Source organism: Schleiferilactobacillus perolens DSM 12744, from assembly GCF_001435585.1.
Lineage (GTDB): Bacteria > Bacillota > Bacilli > Lactobacillales > Lactobacillaceae > Schleiferilactobacillus > Schleiferilactobacillus perolens.
The window spans coordinates 64,240-83,939 of sequence record NZ_AZEC01000010.1; the positions used below are offsets into that span (position 1 = coordinate 64,240).

Below are 19,700 nucleotides of genomic sequence, written 5' to 3' on the forward strand. Positions count from 1 at the left end.
TCTTTCTATGTCGGATAAATTACCTTTGAAAAATTGATTCCTTATTCAAATCCACACCGCGTAAATCCTTGTGCCTGCGCTTCCCCAAGCGTCGTTGCCCTGGTCGAATTAGATCGTCTTAAACCGCGACAAGTCTGACTGAAGTGATACTTCCCACCGGTACTTGTCACATACACCGTTTGTTGCAGATCACCATTCTGATTATTGGTCACTGGTTGCTGCGCGGGGGCGGCAGCTGCAGCTTGGCGAGACGCACTTTCTGAATTAGCTTGGGCAATCGAAGCCGATTCTGCGCGACTGGCGGATTCGGAGGCGGCCCGGGCAGATTCCGCTTTGGCGACTTCCGCCCGGCTAGTTGATTCCGCAACGGATTGCGAGGACTTCGCTTCTGCCTCTTTTTTGCTGGAAGCTTCAGCAGCCATTTTGATGGATTCTTCCTTTGCCTTCTTCGATTTTGCATTTGCTTTTGCTTTTGCCTTTGCTTTTGCCTTTGCTTTTGCCTTTGCTTTCTTTTCGCTATTTTCTGAGCGTTTTTTTGCTTGTTCGGACTTCTGTTTTGCGGCTTCTTTCTTTTCCTTTGCTTTTTCTTCAGCCGCAATTTTACGGGATTCCGATTTGGCATCTGCCCGTGAAGATTGCGCCGCTTGTTGGGCCTCTCTTTGTTGATTTGCTGGTGATGCATTGACCACACCGCTACCAACGAAAAGCACGACAATCGCCACTGCGACAATAATCAGTGGTGACCGCTTTTCTTTTCCTGTCCGTACGGATCGGTACAACCGCCAACCCCCATAAACCAATGCGGCTAAGCCATTGAACATGAAAAGCATGCCGATCAAATCAACCCAATCGTTAGCACCCATTAATATGCCGCTAAAGAAGAGGGCTGCTCCCGAGAGTGCAGTGATTTTCTTTGGCTTGCTACGATCTTCCCCTGTCTTGGCTGCTTTGCGCCACTGCCAAGCACCATAAATTAAACTGATAAAGCTAATCATGCTAATCAGTGAGCCAATTGTATCCATTTTTCTCCCCATTTCTACTATCCAGATGATGTTACTCTCTATATTTTATCGGATAGCGAAGCCTTTCACAATGGCCGCAACACATGGCCAGCAATACGATGGCAGCACAACTAAGCATCGACACGGCTTTCATCAACACGAACGCTGTATGACTGCGCAAATGTCACAATAAAAATGGGAAATCAGACGATCGGGTGAAACTTTCCAGCAACAGAGGGACCCTGCATTGTTTCCAGCACCACCAGCCTATATGGCGTATAATGGTCTTAATTCTAACAGGATAGAGGGTAAATTATGGCTGAACTGACACACTTTTATCATTCGTTCCAACCAACACATTATGATATCTATTTGGATATTGACCGGGGCACCAAGAAGATCTCCGGTAAAACGACAATTACTGGTGAGGCCAAGAATGAGGCTATCGCCATTCATCAGAAGGATTTGACCGTTTCGGCGGTGCAAGCGGACGGGGAAGATGTGCCGTTTACCACTGACACAAAGGCCGATGCCATCCGTATTACCTTGGCGAAAGCTGGCCAGGTCACATTGGCGATTACTTATACCGCACCATTGACGGATACCATGATGGGAATTTATCCGTCTTACTACGAGTTGAACGGCGAGAAGAAGCAGTTGATTGGCACGCAGTTTGAAACCAACGCGGCCCGCCAAGCTTTTCCGTGTGTGGATGAACCTGAAGCCAAGGCCACATTTTCTTTGGCCATCAAGTTTGATGAAAAACCTGGGGAAACAATCATCGCCAACATGCCAGAGAAAAAAGTCGAAGACGGTGTACACTATTTCGACACAACCGTGCGAATGTCCACCTATCTGATTGCTTTTGCGTTTGGCGAAATGCAAAGCAAGATGACCAAGACCAAGAGTGGTGTGGAAATTGGCGTGTTTGCGACCAAGGCGCACAAAGCCAATGAACTGGACTTTGCGCTGGACATCGCTAAGAAGGCCATTGAGTTCTACGAAGATTTCTATCAAACACCGTATCCACTGCCGCACTCTTATCAATTGGCTCTGCCAGACTTTTCGGCAGGTGCAATGGAAAACTGGGGCTTAGTCACTTATCGGGAAGCATTGCTGCTGTTGGATCCAGATAACACCTCCTTGGAAACTAAACAATTAGTTGCTACCGTGATTACCCACGAGTTGGCCCATCAATGGTTCGGCGATTTGGTCACCATGAAGTGGTGGGATGATCTGTGGTTGAACGAAAGCTTCGCGAACATGATGGAATATGTGTCTGTCGATGCGATCAAGCCGGAATACCACATTTGGGAAACCTTCCAGACTTCTGAGGTGCCGGCTGCTTTGCAGCGGGATGCCACAGATGGGGTCCAGGCGGTCCATGTGGAAGTCGAAGATCCAGCAGAAATCGACTCCCTTTTTGACGGTGCAATCGTGTATGCCAAAGGTGCGCGGATGCTCGTCATGGTTCGGGCATTAATTGGTGATGATGCATTGCGGGCCGGCCTGAAGAAATACTTTGCCGCCCATCAATATGGTAATGCCACTGGCGCTGACCTGTGGGCGGCGCTGGGTGACGCTTCCGGCATGGACATTGGGGCCATCATGCATTCCTGGCTGGAACAACCAGGCTATCCGGTGGTGACTGCCGCTGTGAGGGACGGTCAGTTGACCCTTTCTCAGAAGCAATTCTTTGTCGGCGAAGGCAAGGATATCGGCCGCCAATGGCAGATTCCGCTGAACAGTAATTACGATGCCGCACCCGCAATCATGAAAGACAAAGAAATTTCGCTGGGTGATTACAAGCAATTACGTCAGGCCAACGGCAAACCATTCCGGATCAATGTGGGCAACAGTTCTCACTTCATCGTGAAATACGATCAGACATTGCTGCAGGATATCTTGGACCATGTGGATTCATTGGATGCCATTGCGCAATTGCAAATTCTTCAAGATCTGCGGGTGCTCGCCGAGGGTCGCCAGATTTCATTTGCGACCGTCGTACCTTTGTTGAGCAGCTTCGATAACAGTCACTCCGCAGTTGTGAATACCGCGCTGTTTTACTTGCTCAGCGATCTGAAGAACTTCGTGTTCCCAGATACACCAGAAAAGAAGAGCTTGCAAGTTTACTTCGATCAATTAAGTGCTGGCCAATTGGCACGGTTGGGTTGGTCTCCTAAATCTGGCGAGTCCAATGACGACCAATTGACCCGGCCGTTTGTGTTGAGCAATGCTTTATATGCGGAAAATAAAGATGCTATTGCGCAGGCCCACGAATTATTTACAGCCAACAAAGATAACTTAGCTGGTTTGCCGGCAGACGTGCGGGTGTTCATCATTCGGAATGAAGTGCAGCATTTTGGCACGCCAGCACTCTTTGACCAATTACTGGCCGCCTATCGGGAAACCAATGATGCCAGCTACAAGTCCAACATTCGGGCAGCTCTGACGCAAACGCCAGACACGCAGTTGATTGCTAAGCTAATTGAGAAATTCAAGGATGCGGATACGATCAAGCCTCAGGATCTGCGCGCATGGTTTGGCGGTGTGTTGAGAAATGAACACGGTGAGCAAGCCGCGTGGGATTGGATTCGGACGAATTGGCAGTGGCTCAGTGACCGGGTTGGCGGTGATATGGAATTCACCACATACATTCAGGTCTCTGCAGGTGCTTTCCGGACACCGAAACGTCTGGCCGAGTTCAAAGAATTCTTTGAACCGAAACTGAATACACCAGGGTTAACTCGGGAAATTAAGATGGATACGAAAGTCATCGAGAGCCGGGTGCAATTGATTGCGGACGAAAAGGATGCTGTTAATGCGGCAGTAGCCAAAGCGACGAAGTAATCTTCAAATTAGCCGGAAATAATAAATAAGCCGTTCTGCTCGACGAAAAATCGAGCGGGACGGCTTATTTTATTTCGTGGCTAAGGCCGTGTAGACGAAAGAATCGTCAGTATGCACATGACCATTGATAATTAACGGATAATACGCCAACTGGTAATGTTGAGTCCTGACGACATCGACTCTTTGAGGGATGGAACTCGTATTCTTAACCACGATATCGTATTGTCCCTGGGGAAGAGAATGGATCCAACGATAAACATCACCGTGATATTGCAGCAGATAAATTCGATGGTCGCTCAGATTTTCCAGTGTGACCTGAACCTGAGACTTCAGATGAATCTGCACGGAAAAATACGAGGCGGTATGATTGAGATCAACCCTTTCGGTGAGCACCGTGCCCGGATTCACTTTAGCCGGTTTGGCATGGTATTGGGCGGACAGCTGACTGCGTTGAGCAGCCACCACAATATTTTGTGTTGAATAACTGGCGATGACGGGAGCCAAACCGAGTAGGATGCAGCCAGCAGCCACTGCGGATAACACCATCGTTAAAGGTTGACGTTTTCGTTCTGTTACCGTGACAACCGGCAATGCCGCTAATTGGTAAAAGAGCAACGGTAAAATAGCTTGACCGTACCGCTCTTCGACTTCCCAGAGCAAGGTGTGGAACGCCAAGTAGCCAAGTGCGGTGACGATAGTCAGCATGAGCACTGCATCTGCTGGCCGATCAATTCGGGGCCGCCATGCTAGCAAGCGCCAGGCGACTAGTAACAAGAGCACATCGGTGGCAATTTGGTAACTGAGGGCCACGAGTGTTTCAAAGAATGCGGCATGCTGCTGATACCAACTGGGCGCAGCCCGGTAACCACCGTCGCCCCAGGTTTGAATGGAACGGACATCCAGCAGAATGCTAAGTTTGTCCAGCCATAGTTTAACGATCCCCACTGGTCCTAACTTCTTAATCCTGGTGACGATGGTGTCCATGTCATAGGTTTGGCGAGCCGTACTAGAAAGCTTGATTTCATGGCCAATATCGCTGCCGCTATACATGCCTTGGGATTGCGTATTGGTGCCCATCAAAATCCATGAAGTGACGGGCAGAGCGAACGCAGCATGGGGTTCGAAATTGCTGACTTTGCGAATACCTTGGTTAGCGGGAACACTGAGTGAGAATCCGAGCAAAATGAGAAGCATTGGCACACCCAACCGGACTGTGCGCCACCCCTTTTTCAACATTACTAGGACGCCGATGACAATAATGGCGGGAATTAGGACGATCAAATTGGGGCGCAATAGTTGACCAATCAGCACGGTCAAGCACAGGCCAATTCCGGCGAGGATTCGCTGGCGGCGAGTTTTTGATGGCCAAAACGTTAAGGTGCGAAAGATGACGAGAAGCACAATCATGGCGGGTAGATCAGAATAGAACACCTGCAAGAAGTAAGTGTAGGCAAATGGTGTTAAAACAATGAAGGCTAAAGCCCCAAGCAACACACTGCGGCGAGGCGTGATACGGTGAATCGTGTTCAGCAATAACCCGATAAAACCGTCCAGTGCCAGCAGGCTCAAAATATGGACAGCGACGTTGGTGGATAGGTGAACTAGATTGGTGAGACGGAACCAAAGAGACAGGAAATACGCCAAGGGCACGTTGTTGGGATAGCGCCAGAAGTAAGTGATATTCCATGTGTCTTTACCGGCAGCCATTTTGTCGGCCTGGGACAATACCCGATAGGCGTCATGATAGACCGTCACGGGCAAAAAGGTGACGATCAGGATTTGGCCAACTACCATCACGACCAGACCAATAGCAATCACCCAGCGGACCTGCGTGGTGGACAATCGATTTAGAATCGGCGACAGCCAGTGACTAACCAGCAATACTAAGACGCTGACGATTAGGATGGTGAAACTTGTGAGAATCGCTTTTTCTTTTAAAAGGTTTACCACCACACCGACCAATAGGCAGATGGCTAAGAATGCAGGGAAGAAGGCCGGTCTTAATTTTCTCACCATGATGCGCCTCCTAGTCTAACCGACTGCGGATGGTATAGCGCGGCCGGTGTTTCACTTCTGTGGTTAATTTACCGATGTATTCCCCGATCACCCCCAAACTAATCATTTGTAAACCACCCATGAACCAAAGTGAAACCATCAATGAAGACCAGCCGTGGACTGTGAGGCCCAGCAGATGCACGGCGACGGAGTAGATCAACATTCCCGCCGACAACAGACAGGCCAGGGTGCCGAGGATTAAAATTAATCGAACCGGCGCAATGGTGAGGGAGGTAATACCGTCCCAGGCGAAGGCCAGCATCTTCGGCAACGGATATTTGGATTTACCCGCCATGCGCGGGGTGCGTTTGTAATATACTTTGGCGGTGGGAAAACCGAGGCGGGGAATCAGTCCGCGAATAAAGACATTGCGTTCCGAATAGGTCAAAAAGGCTTGACCGGCGCGTTTGGATAACAATCGGAAATCCGCGTGGTTGGGCACCAAGTCCACGCCCAGCTTTTTTAGTAGGCCATAAAACGTCTGGGCGGTGGTGCGTTTGAACCAACTGTCGGAATCCCGATTATTGCGGACGCCATAGACAATGTCCGCCCCGCGCTGGGCCAGGATCACCATATCAGCAATCTTTTCAGGATCGTCTTGTAAATCGGCATCGATCGTCACCATCAAGTCAGCCGTTTGAATTGCAGCGGTCATCCCGGCAATGAGCGCCGCCTGATGGCCGAAGTTGCGAGAAAAGCGCAGACCGCGGACCAGCGGATTTTGTTGATGCAGTTGTTGAATAATAGCCCAGGTGGTATCTGTCGAGCCATCGTCGACAATGAGGATGTCAGATTGTTCATCAAGGTGATTGGTGTGGACGACTTGTTGTTCAATGGTCCATAGCCGGGGAATGGAAGTTTCTAAAACGGCCATTTCGTTATACGCCGGTACAATGATAGTGAGCTTTTCCATGCTATCGCGACCTTTCATGGGCGACTTGTGGGAGAAAATGCTGACTCAAGAGAATTAACTTGTTTTCCTGGCTACGGACAACTAGCCAAAAGCCGCTGGCCAGCAACACACTACCAAGAACATCTGTGGCATAGTGATCGCCTAAGTAGACCCGGGAGAAAGCGACGAGACCAATCCACAGAATGCCCACCAGTGTCCAGGCCAGCCGGATTTCTTGATCCTGAATTCTTGGCAAAAAGACGAATAGCAGCGATAAAATCAGGATCGTGGTGCAAAAAGTGTGACCGCTGGGGAAACTAAAGCCAGTATCGGCGATCAATTGATGGGTCGGGCGCGGCCGTTGCACGATGTACTTGCATACTTCAACCAATCCGGAACCGCCTAATTGAATCAGACCGATCACAAGACTGGCGTGGCGATCCTGCGGCCAGAGGAATATGCACAACAAACCAGTTGCAATCAGAACGATGAGTGGGCTGCCGAGGAAGGCGATCATACGGAAGACAGTGGTATTTCTGGAGCTAATGAGTGTACTGAAGGCGGATTTTGTCTGAACATCGATTATTTGCACCCATTGTGCTCTGATCCCGACGCTGACTGCCAAGGCCCCAAATAGTGTCATCAGGACACCGCCACCGATCAATTTTCTTTTGGTTTGCATTGTTATTCGCCCTCCATGTGTCCTTTGTTGACTTGATTACGATATTTAGAATAGGCCGAAATGGCCGACGCTCCCACCTATGAAAACTGAGGGAAATATGAAGAATCTTCATTTTTTTGTTTTTGAGACACAAAATCCCCCTGAAAACCGGTATCGGCTTCCAGGGGGATTTTGTCTTGTGCTGATTTATGTGGGTCGTTGCGGTGATTCATCACGCTCCGGTTTCGGCGGAATGATGAGCCGGATCGTGGTACCACTGGGCTGATTGGGAGTTACCGTGAAGCGGCCGTTGATCGTTTTGGCGAGTTGGGCGGCGATGGCCAAACCGAGACCGGTACCCGGCACCGATCCGCGTACATCAGCCCCGCGGTAAAAGCGTTCAAAAACGTGCGGTAGATCTTCTGCGCTGATTCCGCGGCCTTGATCAGTCACGGTGAGAATGTCGTTATGGGCGGCATCAGATTGCAGGGCGACGGTAATTACGGTATCCGCTGGTGAATATTTGGCCGCATTGGTGACGAGATTCGTGATGATGTGTGCCAGTGCTGACGCGTTTCCCTGGATCATTACGTGGGGTGCAACCTGCAAGGTGATTTTTTGCGGAATATCCGATTGAATTTTAGCAACGACCGTTTCCACCGCATGGCTCAAATCTAACTGATGGGCATCAGGAGCAAGCTGATCTGCTTGAGACAAGGTCATCAGGTCGGTGATCAGCTGCTGCATTTGGCGAGATTCTTCCGTAATGTATGTGACTGATTGCGGAATGATCTCTGGGTGATCCTGGCCATGGCGTTCAATCAGTTGGGCGTGACTGCGAATGGTGGCGATGGGCGTGCGCAACTCGTGGGCGGCATTCGCAATAAAAATCTTTTGTTGCTCATGGCGTGCATGCAGCTCAGTGAGCAAGGCATTGAAATTATTGGCCAGATCAGTGACCTCGGTGGGCCGCTGGGGCACTGGTAAAGGTGCAGATCCGGGATCGTCAGACGCTTGAATCTTTTGAGTGCTGACGGAAAGCGAGCGCAAAGGATCGGTCAAACGGTGGGTCAGGCGGCGAATGTAGAAGGGACTGGCGAGCAATGTCAGCAGCAAAATAATCAGGGTGACTTCCATCACCCGCCCCAGAACAGCCACCTGGCTATCCATGCTGAGCCAGAGATCATATTGAATCCCGCGAGCATGAACCATTTGGTGATAAAGCAGTCCCTTGCCTGGACGATAGTAGAGATTCTTGATGATTGGTACTGGTTGGGGCACGATTGCCAACAATTTTTTCGTGTGCGGCGAATAATAGTGGCGGATTTTCGCATCTTTACGCTTGTTGTATACCAGGATGTAACTGGAGCTGGTATCCAGCGTGCTATTCTTACGCCAGTTTTCCCAATCGTCATCACCGTCAATGGTGCGATTTTTAATGCTTTCGATGATACCCGTCGAGGTCACGGCAGTTTCTTCGAGCAACTGATGTCCCACCGCCATAGTGATGAGCAAGCCCAGAGAAAGCGTAATGATGGCCACTAAAGCAATAAGACTGCGCAGCATAATGGCTGCGCTGGACTGATTCTTATGACGCATGGGCTTCATCTCCATTAATCGGCAGCGACGCTGTCAGAAATCATGTAACCTGTGCCTCGAACAGTGTGGATCAATTTTCTTTCATCATAATCGGCATCGATCTTAGCGCGCAGACTGCGGACATATACATCGACAATGTTTGGTTGACCTTCAAAATCAATGCCCCAAACCGCATCAAGTAAATCATCCCGGGTACAAGGTTCATCCTGTCTCTTGAGCAGCGCAATTAAGAGCGCATATTCCCGCGGTGTCAACATGATAATGGCGCCATGGCGTTGCACCCGTTTGGTTTCGGTATTCACGACCAAATCGGCCAGCTGATAGGTGGTGGTGACTGGTGGCGCAGTCGGACCGTGGCGCAGGGCCACATCGACCCGGGCTAATAGTTCATCCATTTCAAATGGTTTGGTGAGGTAATCGTCCGCGCCACTGGTCAGCCCCGCGACCTTATCGCCGATATCATCTCGGGCGGTTAACATGATGATCGGCACTTGACTGGTCTTGCGAATTTGGCGCAATACGCTAAAACCGTCTAGATGGGGGAGCATCCAGTCCAGGATGATCAAATTGATTTGATCTTCACTGGCTTTGAACTTCGCCAACGCATCCAGGCCATCCTTCGCCCAGATGACAGTCATTCCTTCGATTTCAAATTCTGTTTTAAGTGATGCCGCTAGGCCTTCCTCGTCTTCCACAAGCAGTAAGGTTGTTTTCACAAAGAGCACCTCCGTGATAAAATCCCGTGTCATTGATTCAAGTTTAACCAACTTTGAGGAGAAATGCTGAATATCCAGAAGTTTTAGATTCTTTTGACGAAAGATTAGACATTTGTCTGTTGTAGTCATATAGTTAGTACACTTACTAAATGACATGGACGGAGTGAATTTTGATGGCGGAGTTAGGGTACCTCTTAATGGCCACTGCCAAACAGTTGAAGTATCAACTGAATAATGCGCTAGAAGAAGTGGGGGTCACAGCGAGTCAATGGGCGGTTCTGGCCCAGATTGTCACCGCTGATAATCCCTTAATGGCGGTCGAAATTGCGAGTGTGTTAGGGATGGACAAACCGACGACGTCGGGGATCATCCAACGATTGCAATCTAAGGCGTTTATTATCAAGAAACCGGCCCCCCTGGATGGACGCGCCACCATTTTATTGCCCACGGAGCAAGGCCGCGCGATCTTCCGCCAGTGCACCACCGTGGCCAATCGGGAAATGGCCAAATTTACTGCTGCTTTAGACGCGCAGCAAAAACAAACCCTCACACAATTGTTAACGATCATAGAAAGAGAGCAATCTCATGGATAAAATATTGGTATTAGGCAGCACTGGCAACATTGGCTGGCCCGTCGTGCAAGAATTGGCTCAGCAGCAGGATATCAAAGTGGTTGCTGGGACTTTTCACGACGCTCCTGCAGCAATGGAGAAATTAAACTGTACTACCGTGCATTTTGATTTCCTCGATCCCACCACGTTTGCTCCGGCCTTACAGGGGGTGAATAAACTGTTTTTCGTGCGCCCACCGCAATTGGCCAAACCGCAGGAAGACATGCTGCCATTTCTCAAAGCAGTGCAAAGCCATGGTGTTGGTCAAGTCGTGTTTGTATCTCTCATGGGTGTGGAAAAGAATCCGATGGTGCCGCACCGTAAAATTGAACGAATGATCACAGAATTAGACTTGCCGCATACGTTTATCCGGCCAAGTTTCTTTATGCAAAATCTTTCTACCACCCATGTTGAGGATATTTGCCAGCACCATGACTTGTTCATTCCGGCAGGGCACGCCAAGACCAGCTTTATTGACACGCGTGATATCGCCGCCGTGGCGGTCACCGCACTGCGCGATCCTCAATATATCGGCCAAGCGTTAACAATTACTGGTCCAGAAGCGTTGACGTATGATCAGGTTGCCCAAATCATGACCAAAGAACTGGGAGAGCCGATCAGCTATTCCCACCCCAGTTTGTGGAAATTCCGGCAGACGATGATTCGGCGCGGCATGAAGAAAGACTTCGTGAATGTCATGGTCATGCTGTACGTGATTACCCAGTTAGGCAACGCCAAGGCGACGACGGATACATTGCCACGGGTGATGCATCGGCCAGCACACACCTTGGCGGAGTTTGTTCACAATAACCAGGCGCTGTTTCGATAGGGTAGAATCGCACATTGCAATGCATACGCATGCGACTAATCCTTTGAAAAGAAGGGTAGTGAATTAAAAATCGTCTCCAGAAATTGGAGGCGATTTATGTTGCCAACTGTTTTAATGTGGGACACCATCGTTGAGACGCTTCAATCCATCCACCAATAGTACCCGGGGACAAGCCACATTCATCCGCAAAAAGTCCCGTCCGGGCGCACCATAATCTGCACCGGCGGATAACACCAGACCGCATTTTTCTCGCAAAAGTCTAGCAAACTTAGTGCTGTCATGGGTCAGCGCGCGACAATCCAACCAGAGCAGGTAAGTGGCTTCCGATGGCACGACCTTGATGGCTGGAATGTTTTCTGCCAAATATTGGGTGGTGAAATCAATATTGGCCTGCACATGGTTTTTTAAGGCATGCAGCCAAGCCCCGCCATGCGTATACGCCGCAATCGTTCCGGGCACAGACAGCAGATTTGGTTCTGCCAGCCATTCAATACTCAGGCCCCGGGCAATCGTCGCTCGTAATGTGGGATTTGGAATCACCACCGTAGAGGCATGGAGACCAGCCAAGTTGAACGTCTTGCTGGGTGCGATGGTGGCAATGGTGTGCTGGATCAAGTGCGGCGGGAGTGAATTGATCGGGATATAATCATGCCCCGCTAAAGTTAAATCACCATGAATTTCGTAACTCAATAGAGTCACATGGTTATCTAGACAAAGTTTGGCAATCTGCATCAGTTCATTCCGTGACCACACTTTGCCGATCGGATTGTGCGGGTTGCACAAAATCATTAATGTGGTCGCGGGATCAGCCAATTTCTCTGCTAGATCGAGAAAGTCAATACTGTAGGCCAGCGTATCTGCGTTGTACGTGAGATCATTGGATACCACATGCCGGCCGTTGCTCTCAATTGTGTGCCAAAACATATTGTAGACCGGCGCCTGCACCAACACATTATCGCCAACGTTGGTTACATGCCGAATAATTGACGACGTGGCAGGCATGACGCCCATGGCGAACAGCATCCACTCGGTGGGAATCTGGAAATGGTGTTCCTGAGCATACCAATTAGCCACCGCACGAAAATAGTCAGCCGGAATTTCTTCGTAACCGAATATACCCGTGCGGACTTTTTCCTGCATGGCCGTCACGATTTCTGGGGCTGTCGGGAAATCCATATCTGCAATCCACATGGGTAATTCGTTGCTTTTGACGTCCCATTTAATTGAGTCTGTCGCGCGTCGGTTGAGCGTTTGGTCGAAATGGTAATTCACAGTCAATTCCTCCTTGATGTGAGTGCTATCAAAAAGTATTATACGCTAAATCCAAACGCCGCCGGGCCGTCTCCTAACCTAAAAATCAGTGCTCGTCATTTCGGCGAACACTGATTTTTTAATGTACCGGTCGTGGCGCCACACCGGTACCCACGAGCATCAGTTGCATCGTAGTCGGGCCGACGAAGGTAAATCCGCGTTTCTTCATATCCTTTGCCACGGCAGCGCCATCTTGCCCTTGAAAGGACCACCAATACGCTGCGAAATCTTTAAATTCCGGCGATAATTGCACAATGGCCTGCGCATTTTTCACAATCGCCCGTATTTTCCGCGGATTGCGAATCATGTCCGGATTGCTTTCGATTTCTTCAATGGTCGCTTCATCAAATCCCGCAACCACCTTAGCGTCAAAATGGGCAAACACTTGCTCAAACACCGGCAATTTACTGGCGGTCGCTTTCCAACTTAATCCCGGTTGAAACACGGCGACCACCAAGAATTCAAATAATTTCTGGGGATCGTGGGTCGGGTGCCCAAACATATTGTGGTATTCATCAATTCCGTTTCTTTCTTCTGCCATCACGCACACACTTCTTTCTGCTGGTAGGATAGCACGGATAGCGGTCAGCGGGGTACAATTGAACCCGAAGGACGGTGGAATTCATGTTAAATATTGGTGTCATGGGATTAGGAACCATTGCCACGAAGGCGTATCTACCGGTTTATGCGGCGATGCAGGATCAGGTGCACTGGCGATTGATGACCCGGAATGAAGAAAAGCTGCACCGTTTGGGCCAGCAATTTAATTTGCCGATTGCCGGTAATAATGTGGCGGCATTGGACGTGCTGCCGCTGGATGCGGTGATGATTCATACACCGACCAAGACCCATTACGACTTGGTGCGTCACTTCTTGAATAAAGGGATCAGCGTTTTTGTGGACAAGCCCTTGGCTACCAATATTGATCAGGTGAAAGATCTATATGCGCTGGCAGAAAAGCAGGGTGTCTTGTTAACGGTGGGCTTCAATCGACGTTTTGCACCCTTGCACCAGACCCTTGCTCATCAATCGGACAAGACTGCAGTACGGGTGATGAAAACCCGGCTGGATCAACCCGATGAGCCGTTCCATGCCCTCTACGATCTCATGATTCATCCCGTCGATACCGCGTTAGCGCTGGCCGGATTTCCCGAGACTGCCAAGGTTGATCATTTCGCTATCCAGAAAAATGCAGCAGGACAACTATTGCGCGCAGAAGTTGCGTTATCGGCACCGCACATGATGGTCTCGGCGGGTATCGATGAAGCCGCTGGCGCCAATTTGGAAGAAGCGACCGTCACCACCAGTCATGGTATTTATCGTGTCCAAGATCTGAGCCGATTAATCACGATTCAAGGGACGACGCAAACACAAACCTATCCGTCTGATTGGGCACCGATCTTGGTGACCCGGGGCTTTTCGCCTTTAGTCCATGCTTTTGTGGACGCGGTCGTCAATCATGGGGACAATCCGGTCTCACCGCAAACCAGCATTCTGTCCCATCAAGTGATTGCGGAATTGGCAGCACAGGCGCTTTCTTGATGGTGGTTTTCTGAAAATCAAATCAGTGTTACACTAGACTTGCAGCCGGTTATTGACGGAGCAAGTTTCCATCCTTGAAAGAATAATATTACTTACCATCTTTCTAATCTTCTTTTAGTACCAGATGCAATTGGTCAATATGTTTTAGGATAGCCGCAGCGTTGCGGCTATTTTTGTTTCTTCCGGTCCGACTGCCAATTAAGCAGGAGGCGTTTTTTGATTTGAAAATAATACGAAACATGGACATTAATGATGTGATGCATCGATGACGGATGATTTATCCAAAACCAAGAAGCGACGGTTACGGATCATTTCATTAATTGCGACCTGTGGCGGGCTGCTCTTTGGGTATGACACCGGAGTAATTAATGGGGCGCTACCGTTTATGTCCCAGGCGAGCGAGCTGAATATGAATCCGCAGATGCAGGGATTAGTCACCAGTTCCCTGACGTTAGGTGCGGCCGTTGGTGCGATGTGCATTGGCCGAATTGGGGATAAAAAGGGGCGAAGATGGACGATCCGCATATTGGCTGTGATCTTTGCCTTAATGACAACCCTGAGCGCCTTATCGCCCAGTGCACCAGTGTTGGCTATTGCCCGCCTGTTCTTAGGTGTTGCCGTGGGTGGCGTATCCGTACTCGTACCAAGCTTTTTAGCAGAAATTGCGCCGAAAAACATTCGTGGTCAGATGGTGACGCAAAATGATTTGATGATCGTTACTGGTCAATTGTTGGCGTTCATCTTAAATGCCGTGTTAGGGACCACGTTTGGTGGCGTCCATGGCATCTGGCGGTGGATGATTGTCCTGGCTACGATCCCGGCAATCGTGTTATGGATCGGGATTGACTTTGTGCCAGAGTCGCCACGATGGTTAGCGACTAACGGTTATTATGCCCAAGCTTTGCGAGTTCTTCACGAAATTCGATCGAATGCCCAAGCAGAATTGGAAATCGCAGAAATGAAGAAGACGATTCAGACTGAAAAAAATATGAAGAAACCCACTTTTCGTGATCTTGGTATTCCCTGGGTCCGGCGACTTGTTCTGATTGGAATTGGTCTGGGGATTACCCAGCAAATTGCGGGAGTCAATATCATCATGTATTATGGCACGACGATTTTGCAGGATTCTGGCTTCGGCCGGGATGGCGCATTGATTGCCAATATTGCCAATGGGGTCGTGTCGGTCGTCATGTCATTGGCGGCCATTCGCTTGATGCGCAGTGTCAAACGCCGGACAATCTTGATTACTGGTCTGATTGGTACGACTGGGGTGATGACCGGCATTACCTTGGTGGTCAGATTTCTCAGTGGAACCACGATTCAACCATACTTGACGGTCGGGTTGACGATGCTCTTCTTAGCGTTTTTCCAGGGCGCTATTTCACCGATGACTTGGTTGCTGCTGTCAGAAATTTTTCCTGATCGTATTCGCGGTATGGGAATGGGGTTTGCCACATTCTTCCTGTGGATCAGCAACTTCGCCGTGGGTTACACGTTCCCGATTTTGGTCCATAGTCTTGGCATGGCCGGATCTTTCGGTGTGTTTATTATCACTAATATTCTGGCGCTGCTTTTCGTGGTAAAGTTCGCCCCCGAAACAGCCGGCAAGTCATTGGAGACTATTCAACGACAAGCCAAAGCCGCTGGCGGGCCTGCACGGTTTGCATTGCACCAGCCCAACAATAAATAGCGAGATAAAAAATGGTTCGTTTCTCCATCATGAGAAGCGGACCATTTTTTGGGGACGTTATCCTTTGACGCTGGTGCCGTCAGTGTAGTTAATGGTGTAGCCAGGTTCAACGTTAAAAATATAGACATTGAACCGAATCGTGTTATCGCCAGTTGATTGCGCCCGCATCTGCACGCCCCGGGCAACGAGTTCATCGCCGCGGTAGATGGGCTTGACTTCGTAACGGACAAAATGTTGATTGCTCTGTTTTAAGTAGTATGCGATATCCATTTCGTGGGCCAGCATTTCCGGGTTGTTCAGGGTTTGGGTGCCTGTGATCAAGTTTTTCGGGTTGTTGTTTTCACCAGACAACTGGAAGCCAATGAGGTGGCTGCGGTTGTATAGCCAGCCGTGGGCCGTGCGCTTATTTCGCCAGCCGGTGGGATCCCAGGTGAGCGCAGTCCGTTTCGTGGTGGGCATCAAGGAATGATTCAGCAACGCGTTAGCGTCGGTGGCCCGGTTCAGTTTATCTAAATCGGCGTATTGTTCCCAGGCTCCTTTTGCCGTGCTGAGATCGGCGGCGGAGAAGCCTGGATCGTTATTGTTCACGACAATTTCACCGGTACCGTCGTAGTTCAGATTGGCCAGATCGGTGGCACTCTTTTGAGGCGCCTTTTCCTTCTTAGTGCTGCTGGCGACCGCGGCTTTGTCGTTGTTTAATTCCTTTTGCAGGTCAGCAATGGTCGATTGGTCATCAGCCATCGACTGTTTGTCATCTGCAATGCGTGCCGCGGTCGCTTTGTTTTGCTTGGTGAGCCGACTGACTTGAGTGCTCAGTGTGCTGTTTTTCTTGGCTGCCGCCGATTCGGTGGGCGTTGAACAACCGGCTAACAGGGCGACCGCAAGTAATAGAATGGCTGAAAATTTCATTTTTTTCATGATATAGTCGCCCCCTAGCGCAATGCTTTCCGGTATCCGGCGTTAATCGCGTCCTGTTCTGTATCGAAGTAAACGGCATTGGCCGAATTCATATGGTACCCGGCTTGGCCAGGAACATGATAGATCTTAGAGCGGCTATTGCCGACAATTTTTCCGGCGGAGTTAGTATACAAATCCCCTTTGTTAGTGGGTGTTTGACTCTGCGCTTGTTGCTGTTGTTGCGCAGCGGCAGCGGCCGCCTGGGATTGGGACGCCGCAGCGGCTTGTTGACTGCTGGCTGCTGCAGCCGCTTGTTTACTGCTTTCAGCCGCGGCGGATGAGGCTTCTGCGGCTGCACGACTGGACGATTCCGCAGCCGCTTGGCTGGATGAAGACGCCGCTTCTTCACTGGCCCGTTTAGCTTGATCGGCGGCGTCTTTTTCACTTTCCAGCTTGGCCCGTTTCTCTGAAAGGGCATTTGATGTTGTGGCTTGTTTGGCTTCTTTCGACCCTAAGGAACGGGATGCGGCTAGAGCGGTTTTTTCTTTCGCCGTCAATTGCCGACTCGTGGCTTTTTCAGCGGATGTGGCCGATTGGTTCGCGCCGCTATTTGAACATCCCGCCATTCCTAGGGCCATTGCAAAAGCTGCCAGGAGCAACCCGACATGCTGCCAGCCCATTCTTGTTCTTTTCTTCATGATGATTGATCCTCCCCGTTTTTGTGCATTGTTCCACAAAGCATCATATCAAATTTTTTGCGTAATTTGTAGGTGCGGAGGACACAAAAAAAGCGTGCCGCAAAAGTTTCGACACGCTTCCAGAAATTACTGATCGTTACCCATTAAGATGCGGACACCTAATACGATATTGTAAATCACCAGACCCAAATCCACGACGATCGCCGCAATCATAATGGGAATACCGATCCAGGCGCCGGCGCTTGATCCCGGTCCAGGAAAGGAAAAGAGAGCCAGGGGCATAAACATGGCGGTGCCGAAAAACAACATCAGAATCGGTACCAGATGTAAAAACAAGGCACGTCTAGCGTGGTACCGGGTCATGGATCCGTGCGCAGAAATCAACCAAACAATTAACGGAAATAGGACAGGGGCAAAAAGAATGGACAGATAGGATAGGCCATCAATAATTCTATCGTGCTCTGGATTTTGAACCATGGGAATTCCTCCTCACAGGAAACAGTCTCAGCTTTTCAATCTCTTCATCATTATTATATGAAGAAGTCGATGCGCTTGATATAGCAAAGCCTCGAAGTGACGGAAGTGTTAGATGGTGGTGAGCAATAAAAAAACGCCGCGACAATTAGCGACGTCATTCAGTGGCTTATTGATAATGTGTCCATGCCGCAAGGATTTTCACGCGTCGTTTGTCCTTGTCAACACTGTATACCACTCGGTGTTCGCCTGTGATACGTTTCGAGTACAAACCAGCGGCAGGCGGCTGCAGCTTTTCAAATGAGTGCGTTGGCTCGTACGGGTTACGGTACAGGCCTGACAGGATTGACAGATAAGTGTCGCGGTAGGGACTACGTAGTACGCGTTTAACGTCGTACTTGGCGGCCGCTACGATCCGTACATCCCACGCCATTATTTGTTATCCCCGTCGTCGCCTTCTGCGTCAAGCAAACGGGTTAACTCGTTGGCGTCAATTGTGTCAGTGTCGTCTTTATGTTTAAGCGCGAACTGTAATTCACCGTTGGCAAGTAAGGCCATTGTTTCTTGCTGGGCCTCATAGTCGCGCTTGCTAATTAATACGGCGCTGGCATTCTCTTCACCGGTCGCTGGTACAATCGTAATTGGACGGGATTGGTTGTTAACTTCCTTAATAAGGTTGTAGAAATCAGCCCGTGCCTTGGTTGGTGTATAAACGTCTCGCATGTTTTTATGCTCCTTTCAGCAAACGGTACGTACGTGATTCCGTACGCCCATAATATACCGCACGTAGTTACGTACGTCAACCAGTTGGACTTGAAATAGTATTGGCCCTGGGGTCTATTTTTTTGCAAAAAAACAGCCCGCAAGCAGCGAGCTGATAAATTGGAGTTTGAGATTGCGGTGCGCAGCTTGTGCCCATCGGTCAGATAAAATGCGCCATCTCAAGGATCTTCCGTTCTATTCAATGGCCCCCGTGGGACTCGAACCCACAACACACGGTTCCGAGGACCGTTGCGCTATCCAGTTACGCTAGGGAGCCAAACACTCTTTTATCTTAGTGCGCAAACGCGTTGGTGACAAGGGTAAATCACGAAAGAGCGGGTAAATCGGCCAAACAGTTGATGCCGAGAGTCAGCGCCCGCGGATGCGAAGCTCGGCCAAAATCCCGCGGATCGTAGTTTTTCTGGTTGGCCAAAGAATCGGCGGTGAACAAAATTTGCCCAAACTTGGCACCCCGGAACTGGCAAATGGCTGCCATCGCGGCACATTCCATTTCGACGACTTCATATCCTTGGGCGGTATATTGCTTGATGAGTGCAGGTGTTTCCCGGAAGAAGGCATCATTGCTCCAGGTTTTGACCGTCCGGGTATTTTGCCCGACACTCTCCAAACTGGCCTGAATTTCTTTGACCATATCAGCATCCAACACGATGCTAGGTGCCGCCGGCAAATAATGGTAGGAAGTGCCCTCATCCCGGAGTGCCTCAGTGACGACTAATAAGGCATTCTCCGGTTTATCTAGCAACACACCGCATGAACCGACGGCAATGATTTGCTTAGCGCCGTAAGCAATGAGGAAGTCGATGATTTGGGCCGCGGCGGGTGCACCAATGACTGCCGGACAAATACCAATGGCTTCGCCGTGGACGTTAATTTGCCGGACTTGCACAATGTTGGAAAAAGTCTTCAACTCACCGATGATTTGCGCATGGTATTCTTGATAAAATGTATTGAGATGGTCCATGGTGACGAATGCCAACAACATTTTTTCTGGAAATCGATAGCCTTCATTGCGGAAGGGATTAATGACCGCATCAGGTGAGGAATCGTAGTTCAAAATAGGTAACTCTGCCATGTCAACATCATGCTTTCTG

General features: G+C 49.7%; 19 protein-coding genes and 1 tRNA gene. 5 read left to right on the forward strand and 15 right to left on the reverse strand.

Going from position 1 to position 19,700, the window contains the following annotated elements:
* Window positions 1-41: 41 nt before the first annotated feature.
* Window positions 42-1,022: a hypothetical protein gene (locus FD09_RS10795; RefSeq protein ID WP_057821223.1), complete on the reverse strand. Its 981-nt coding sequence runs from the start codon at window positions 1,020-1,022 to the stop codon at window positions 42-44.
* Window positions 1,023-1,316: 294 nt separating this feature from the next.
* Between FD09_RS10795 and FD09_RS10800 the strand changes: the two genes are divergently transcribed.
* Window positions 1,317-3,851: a M1 family metallopeptidase gene (locus FD09_RS10800; protein WP_057821225.1), complete on the forward strand. Its 2,535-nt coding sequence runs from the start codon at window positions 1,317-1,319 to the stop codon at window positions 3,849-3,851.
* A 69-nt stretch (window positions 3,852-3,920) separates the two neighbouring features.
* Here the strand turns inward: FD09_RS10800 and FD09_RS10805 are convergent, their stop codons facing one another.
* The 5 genes from FD09_RS10805 to FD09_RS10825 form a co-directional block, all read right to left on the reverse strand.
* Window positions 3,921-5,867 carry a hypothetical protein gene (locus FD09_RS10805; protein WP_057821227.1) on the reverse strand — a complete coding sequence of 649 codons (1,947 nt, stop codon included), beginning with the start codon at window positions 5,865-5,867 and terminating at the stop codon, window positions 3,921-3,923.
* A 10-nt stretch (window positions 5,868-5,877) separates the two neighbouring features.
* Window positions 5,878-6,819 (reverse strand): glycosyltransferase family 2 protein, encoded by a 942-nt coding sequence (locus FD09_RS10810; RefSeq protein WP_057821229.1) that lies wholly within the window; start codon window positions 6,817-6,819, stop codon window positions 5,878-5,880.
* A 1-nt stretch (window position 6,820) separates the two neighbouring features.
* Window positions 6,821-7,480, reverse strand: coding sequence for a phosphatase PAP2 family protein (locus FD09_RS10815; protein ID WP_057821232.1), 660 nt, complete (start codon window positions 7,478-7,480; stop codon window positions 6,821-6,823).
* Window positions 7,481-7,666: 186 nt separating this feature from the next.
* Window positions 7,667-9,058 carry a HAMP domain-containing sensor histidine kinase gene (locus FD09_RS10820; protein ID WP_420806858.1) on the reverse strand — a complete coding sequence of 464 codons (1,392 nt, stop codon included), beginning with the start codon at window positions 9,056-9,058 and terminating at the stop codon, window positions 7,667-7,669.
* Window positions 9,059-9,072: 14 nt separating this feature from the next.
* Window positions 9,073-9,774 carry a response regulator transcription factor gene (locus tag FD09_RS10825; protein ID WP_057821235.1) on the reverse strand — a complete coding sequence of 234 codons (702 nt, stop codon included), beginning with the start codon at window positions 9,772-9,774 and terminating at the stop codon, window positions 9,073-9,075.
* 173 nt (window positions 9,775-9,947) lie between these two features.
* On the opposite strand from FD09_RS10825, the gene FD09_RS10830 reads away from it, so the two are divergent.
* Window positions 9,948-10,367: a MarR family winged helix-turn-helix transcriptional regulator gene (locus FD09_RS10830; protein WP_057821236.1), complete on the forward strand. Its 420-nt coding sequence runs from the start codon at window positions 9,948-9,950 to the stop codon at window positions 10,365-10,367.
* On the forward strand, window positions 10,360-11,214 hold the full coding sequence (locus tag FD09_RS10835; RefSeq protein ID WP_057821238.1) for an NmrA family NAD(P)-binding protein: 855 nt from the start codon (window positions 10,360-10,362) through the stop codon (window positions 11,212-11,214). The genes FD09_RS10830 and FD09_RS10835 overlap by 8 nt, the downstream gene beginning before the upstream one ends.
* A 111-nt stretch (window positions 11,215-11,325) precedes the next feature.
* Here FD09_RS10835 and FD09_RS10840 read toward each other — a convergent pair whose 3' ends face one another.
* Together FD09_RS10840 and FD09_RS10845 are read right to left on the reverse strand one after the other, a co-directional pair.
* Entirely contained in the window at window positions 11,326-12,486 is a 1,161-nt protein-coding gene (locus FD09_RS10840; RefSeq protein ID WP_057821240.1) for a MalY/PatB family protein, read from the reverse strand.
* Between the two features lie 118 nt (window positions 12,487-12,604).
* Complete coding sequence (locus tag FD09_RS10845; protein ID WP_057821242.1) at window positions 12,605-13,066, reverse strand: DNA-3-methyladenine glycosylase I; 462 nt, start codon at window positions 13,064-13,066, stop codon at window positions 12,605-12,607.
* 83 nt (window positions 13,067-13,149) lie between these two features.
* On the opposite strand from FD09_RS10845, the gene FD09_RS10850 reads away from it, so the two are divergent.
* Complete coding sequence (locus FD09_RS10850) at window positions 13,150-14,067, forward strand: Gfo/Idh/MocA family protein (protein ID WP_057821244.1); 918 nt, start codon at window positions 13,150-13,152, stop codon at window positions 14,065-14,067.
* Between the two features lie 265 nt (window positions 14,068-14,332).
* Window positions 14,333-15,757: a sugar porter family MFS transporter gene (locus tag FD09_RS10855; protein ID WP_057821246.1), complete on the forward strand. Its 1,425-nt coding sequence runs from the start codon at window positions 14,333-14,335 to the stop codon at window positions 15,755-15,757.
* A 57-nt stretch (window positions 15,758-15,814) separates the two neighbouring features.
* On the opposite strand, the gene FD09_RS10860 is transcribed toward FD09_RS10855, so the two are convergent.
* The 7 genes from FD09_RS10860 to FD09_RS10890 all read right to left on the reverse strand — a co-directional run bounded on the left by FD09_RS10860 (window position 15,815) and on the right by FD09_RS10890 (window position 19,681).
* Entirely contained in the window at window positions 15,815-16,675 is an 861-nt protein-coding gene (locus FD09_RS10860; RefSeq protein ID WP_057821248.1) for a DNA/RNA non-specific endonuclease, read from the reverse strand.
* A gap of 14 nt (window positions 16,676-16,689) precedes the next feature.
* The gene (locus FD09_RS16770) at window positions 16,690-17,352 is read right to left on the reverse strand and encodes a sunset domain-containing protein (RefSeq protein WP_235812267.1); all 663 of its coding nucleotides are present in this window, start codon (window positions 17,350-17,352) and stop codon (window positions 16,690-16,692) included.
* A gap of 126 nt (window positions 17,353-17,478) precedes the next feature.
* The gene (locus FD09_RS10870) at window positions 17,479-17,829 is read right to left on the reverse strand and encodes a magnetosome magnetite crystal formation protein family (RefSeq protein WP_057821252.1); all 351 of its coding nucleotides are present in this window, start codon (window positions 17,827-17,829) and stop codon (window positions 17,479-17,481) included.
* Between the two features lie 166 nt (window positions 17,830-17,995).
* Window positions 17,996-18,259, reverse strand: a complete 264-nt coding sequence (locus FD09_RS10875; RefSeq protein WP_057821254.1) for a Txe/YoeB family addiction module toxin — start codon at window positions 18,257-18,259, stop codon at window positions 17,996-17,998.
* A complete protein-coding gene (locus FD09_RS10880; protein WP_057821255.1) occupies window positions 18,259-18,549 on the reverse strand; it encodes a type II toxin-antitoxin system Phd/YefM family antitoxin in 291 nt (96 codons plus the stop codon). The genes FD09_RS10875 and FD09_RS10880 overlap by 1 nt, the downstream gene beginning before the upstream one ends.
* Window positions 18,550-18,791: 242 nt before the next feature.
* Window positions 18,792-18,865: transfer RNA gene (locus FD09_RS10885), tRNA-Arg, on the reverse strand.
* 48 nt (window positions 18,866-18,913) lie between these two features.
* Complete coding sequence (locus FD09_RS10890) at window positions 18,914-19,681, reverse strand: nucleoside phosphorylase (protein WP_057821257.1); 768 nt, start codon at window positions 19,679-19,681, stop codon at window positions 18,914-18,916.
* Between the last annotated feature and the right edge of the window lie 19 nt (window positions 19,682-19,700).

Excerpts from the sequence above, each read along its gene's own strand:
- FD09_RS10795 (WP_057821223.1), bottom strand. The coding sequence starts at position 1,022 with ATGGATACAATTGGCTCACTGATTAGCATGATTAGCTTTATCAGTTTA.
- FD09_RS10815 (WP_057821232.1), bottom strand. The coding sequence starts at position 7,480 with ATGCAAACCAAAAGAAAATTGATCGGTGGCGGTGTCCTGATGACACTA.
- FD09_RS10800 (WP_057821225.1), top strand. The coding sequence starts at position 1,317 with ATGGCTGAACTGACACACTTTTATCATTCGTTCCAACCAACACATTAT.
- FD09_RS10830 (WP_057821236.1), top strand. The coding sequence starts at position 9,948 with ATGGCGGAGTTAGGGTACCTCTTAATGGCCACTGCCAAACAGTTGAAG.
- FD09_RS10810 (WP_057821229.1), bottom strand. The coding sequence starts at position 6,819 with ATGGAAAAGCTCACTATCATTGTACCGGCGTATAACGAAATGGCCGTT.
- FD09_RS10850 (WP_057821244.1), top strand. The coding sequence starts at position 13,150 with ATGTTAAATATTGGTGTCATGGGATTAGGAACCATTGCCACGAAGGCG.
- FD09_RS10820 (WP_420806858.1), bottom strand. The coding sequence starts at position 9,058 with ATGCGTCATAAGAATCAGTCCAGCGCAGCCATTATGCTGCGCAGTCTT.
- FD09_RS10860 (WP_057821248.1), bottom strand. The coding sequence starts at position 16,675 with ATGAAAAAAATGAAATTTTCAGCCATTCTATTACTTGCGGTCGCCCTG.
- FD09_RS10880 (WP_057821255.1), bottom strand. The coding sequence starts at position 18,549 with ATGCGAGACGTTTATACACCAACCAAGGCACGGGCTGATTTCTACAAC.
- FD09_RS10845 (WP_057821242.1), bottom strand. The coding sequence starts at position 13,066 with ATGGCAGAAGAAAGAAACGGAATTGATGAATACCACAATATGTTTGGG.
- FD09_RS10835 (WP_057821238.1), top strand. The coding sequence starts at position 10,360 with ATGGATAAAATATTGGTATTAGGCAGCACTGGCAACATTGGCTGGCCC.
- FD09_RS10805 (WP_057821227.1), bottom strand. The coding sequence starts at position 5,867 with ATGGTGAGAAAATTAAGACCGGCCTTCTTCCCTGCATTCTTAGCCATC.
- FD09_RS10870 (WP_057821252.1), bottom strand. The coding sequence starts at position 17,829 with ATGGTTCAAAATCCAGAGCACGATAGAATTATTGATGGCCTATCCTAT.
- FD09_RS16770 (WP_235812267.1), bottom strand. The coding sequence starts at position 17,352 with ATGAAGAAAAGAACAAGAATGGGCTGGCAGCATGTCGGGTTGCTCCTG.
- FD09_RS10855 (WP_057821246.1), top strand. The coding sequence starts at position 14,333 with ATGACGGATGATTTATCCAAAACCAAGAAGCGACGGTTACGGATCATT.
- FD09_RS10875 (WP_057821254.1), bottom strand. The coding sequence starts at position 18,259 with ATGGCGTGGGATGTACGGATCGTAGCGGCCGCCAAGTACGACGTTAAA.
- FD09_RS10890 (WP_057821257.1), bottom strand. The coding sequence starts at position 19,681 with ATGGCAGAGTTACCTATTTTGAACTACGATTCCTCACCTGATGCGGTC.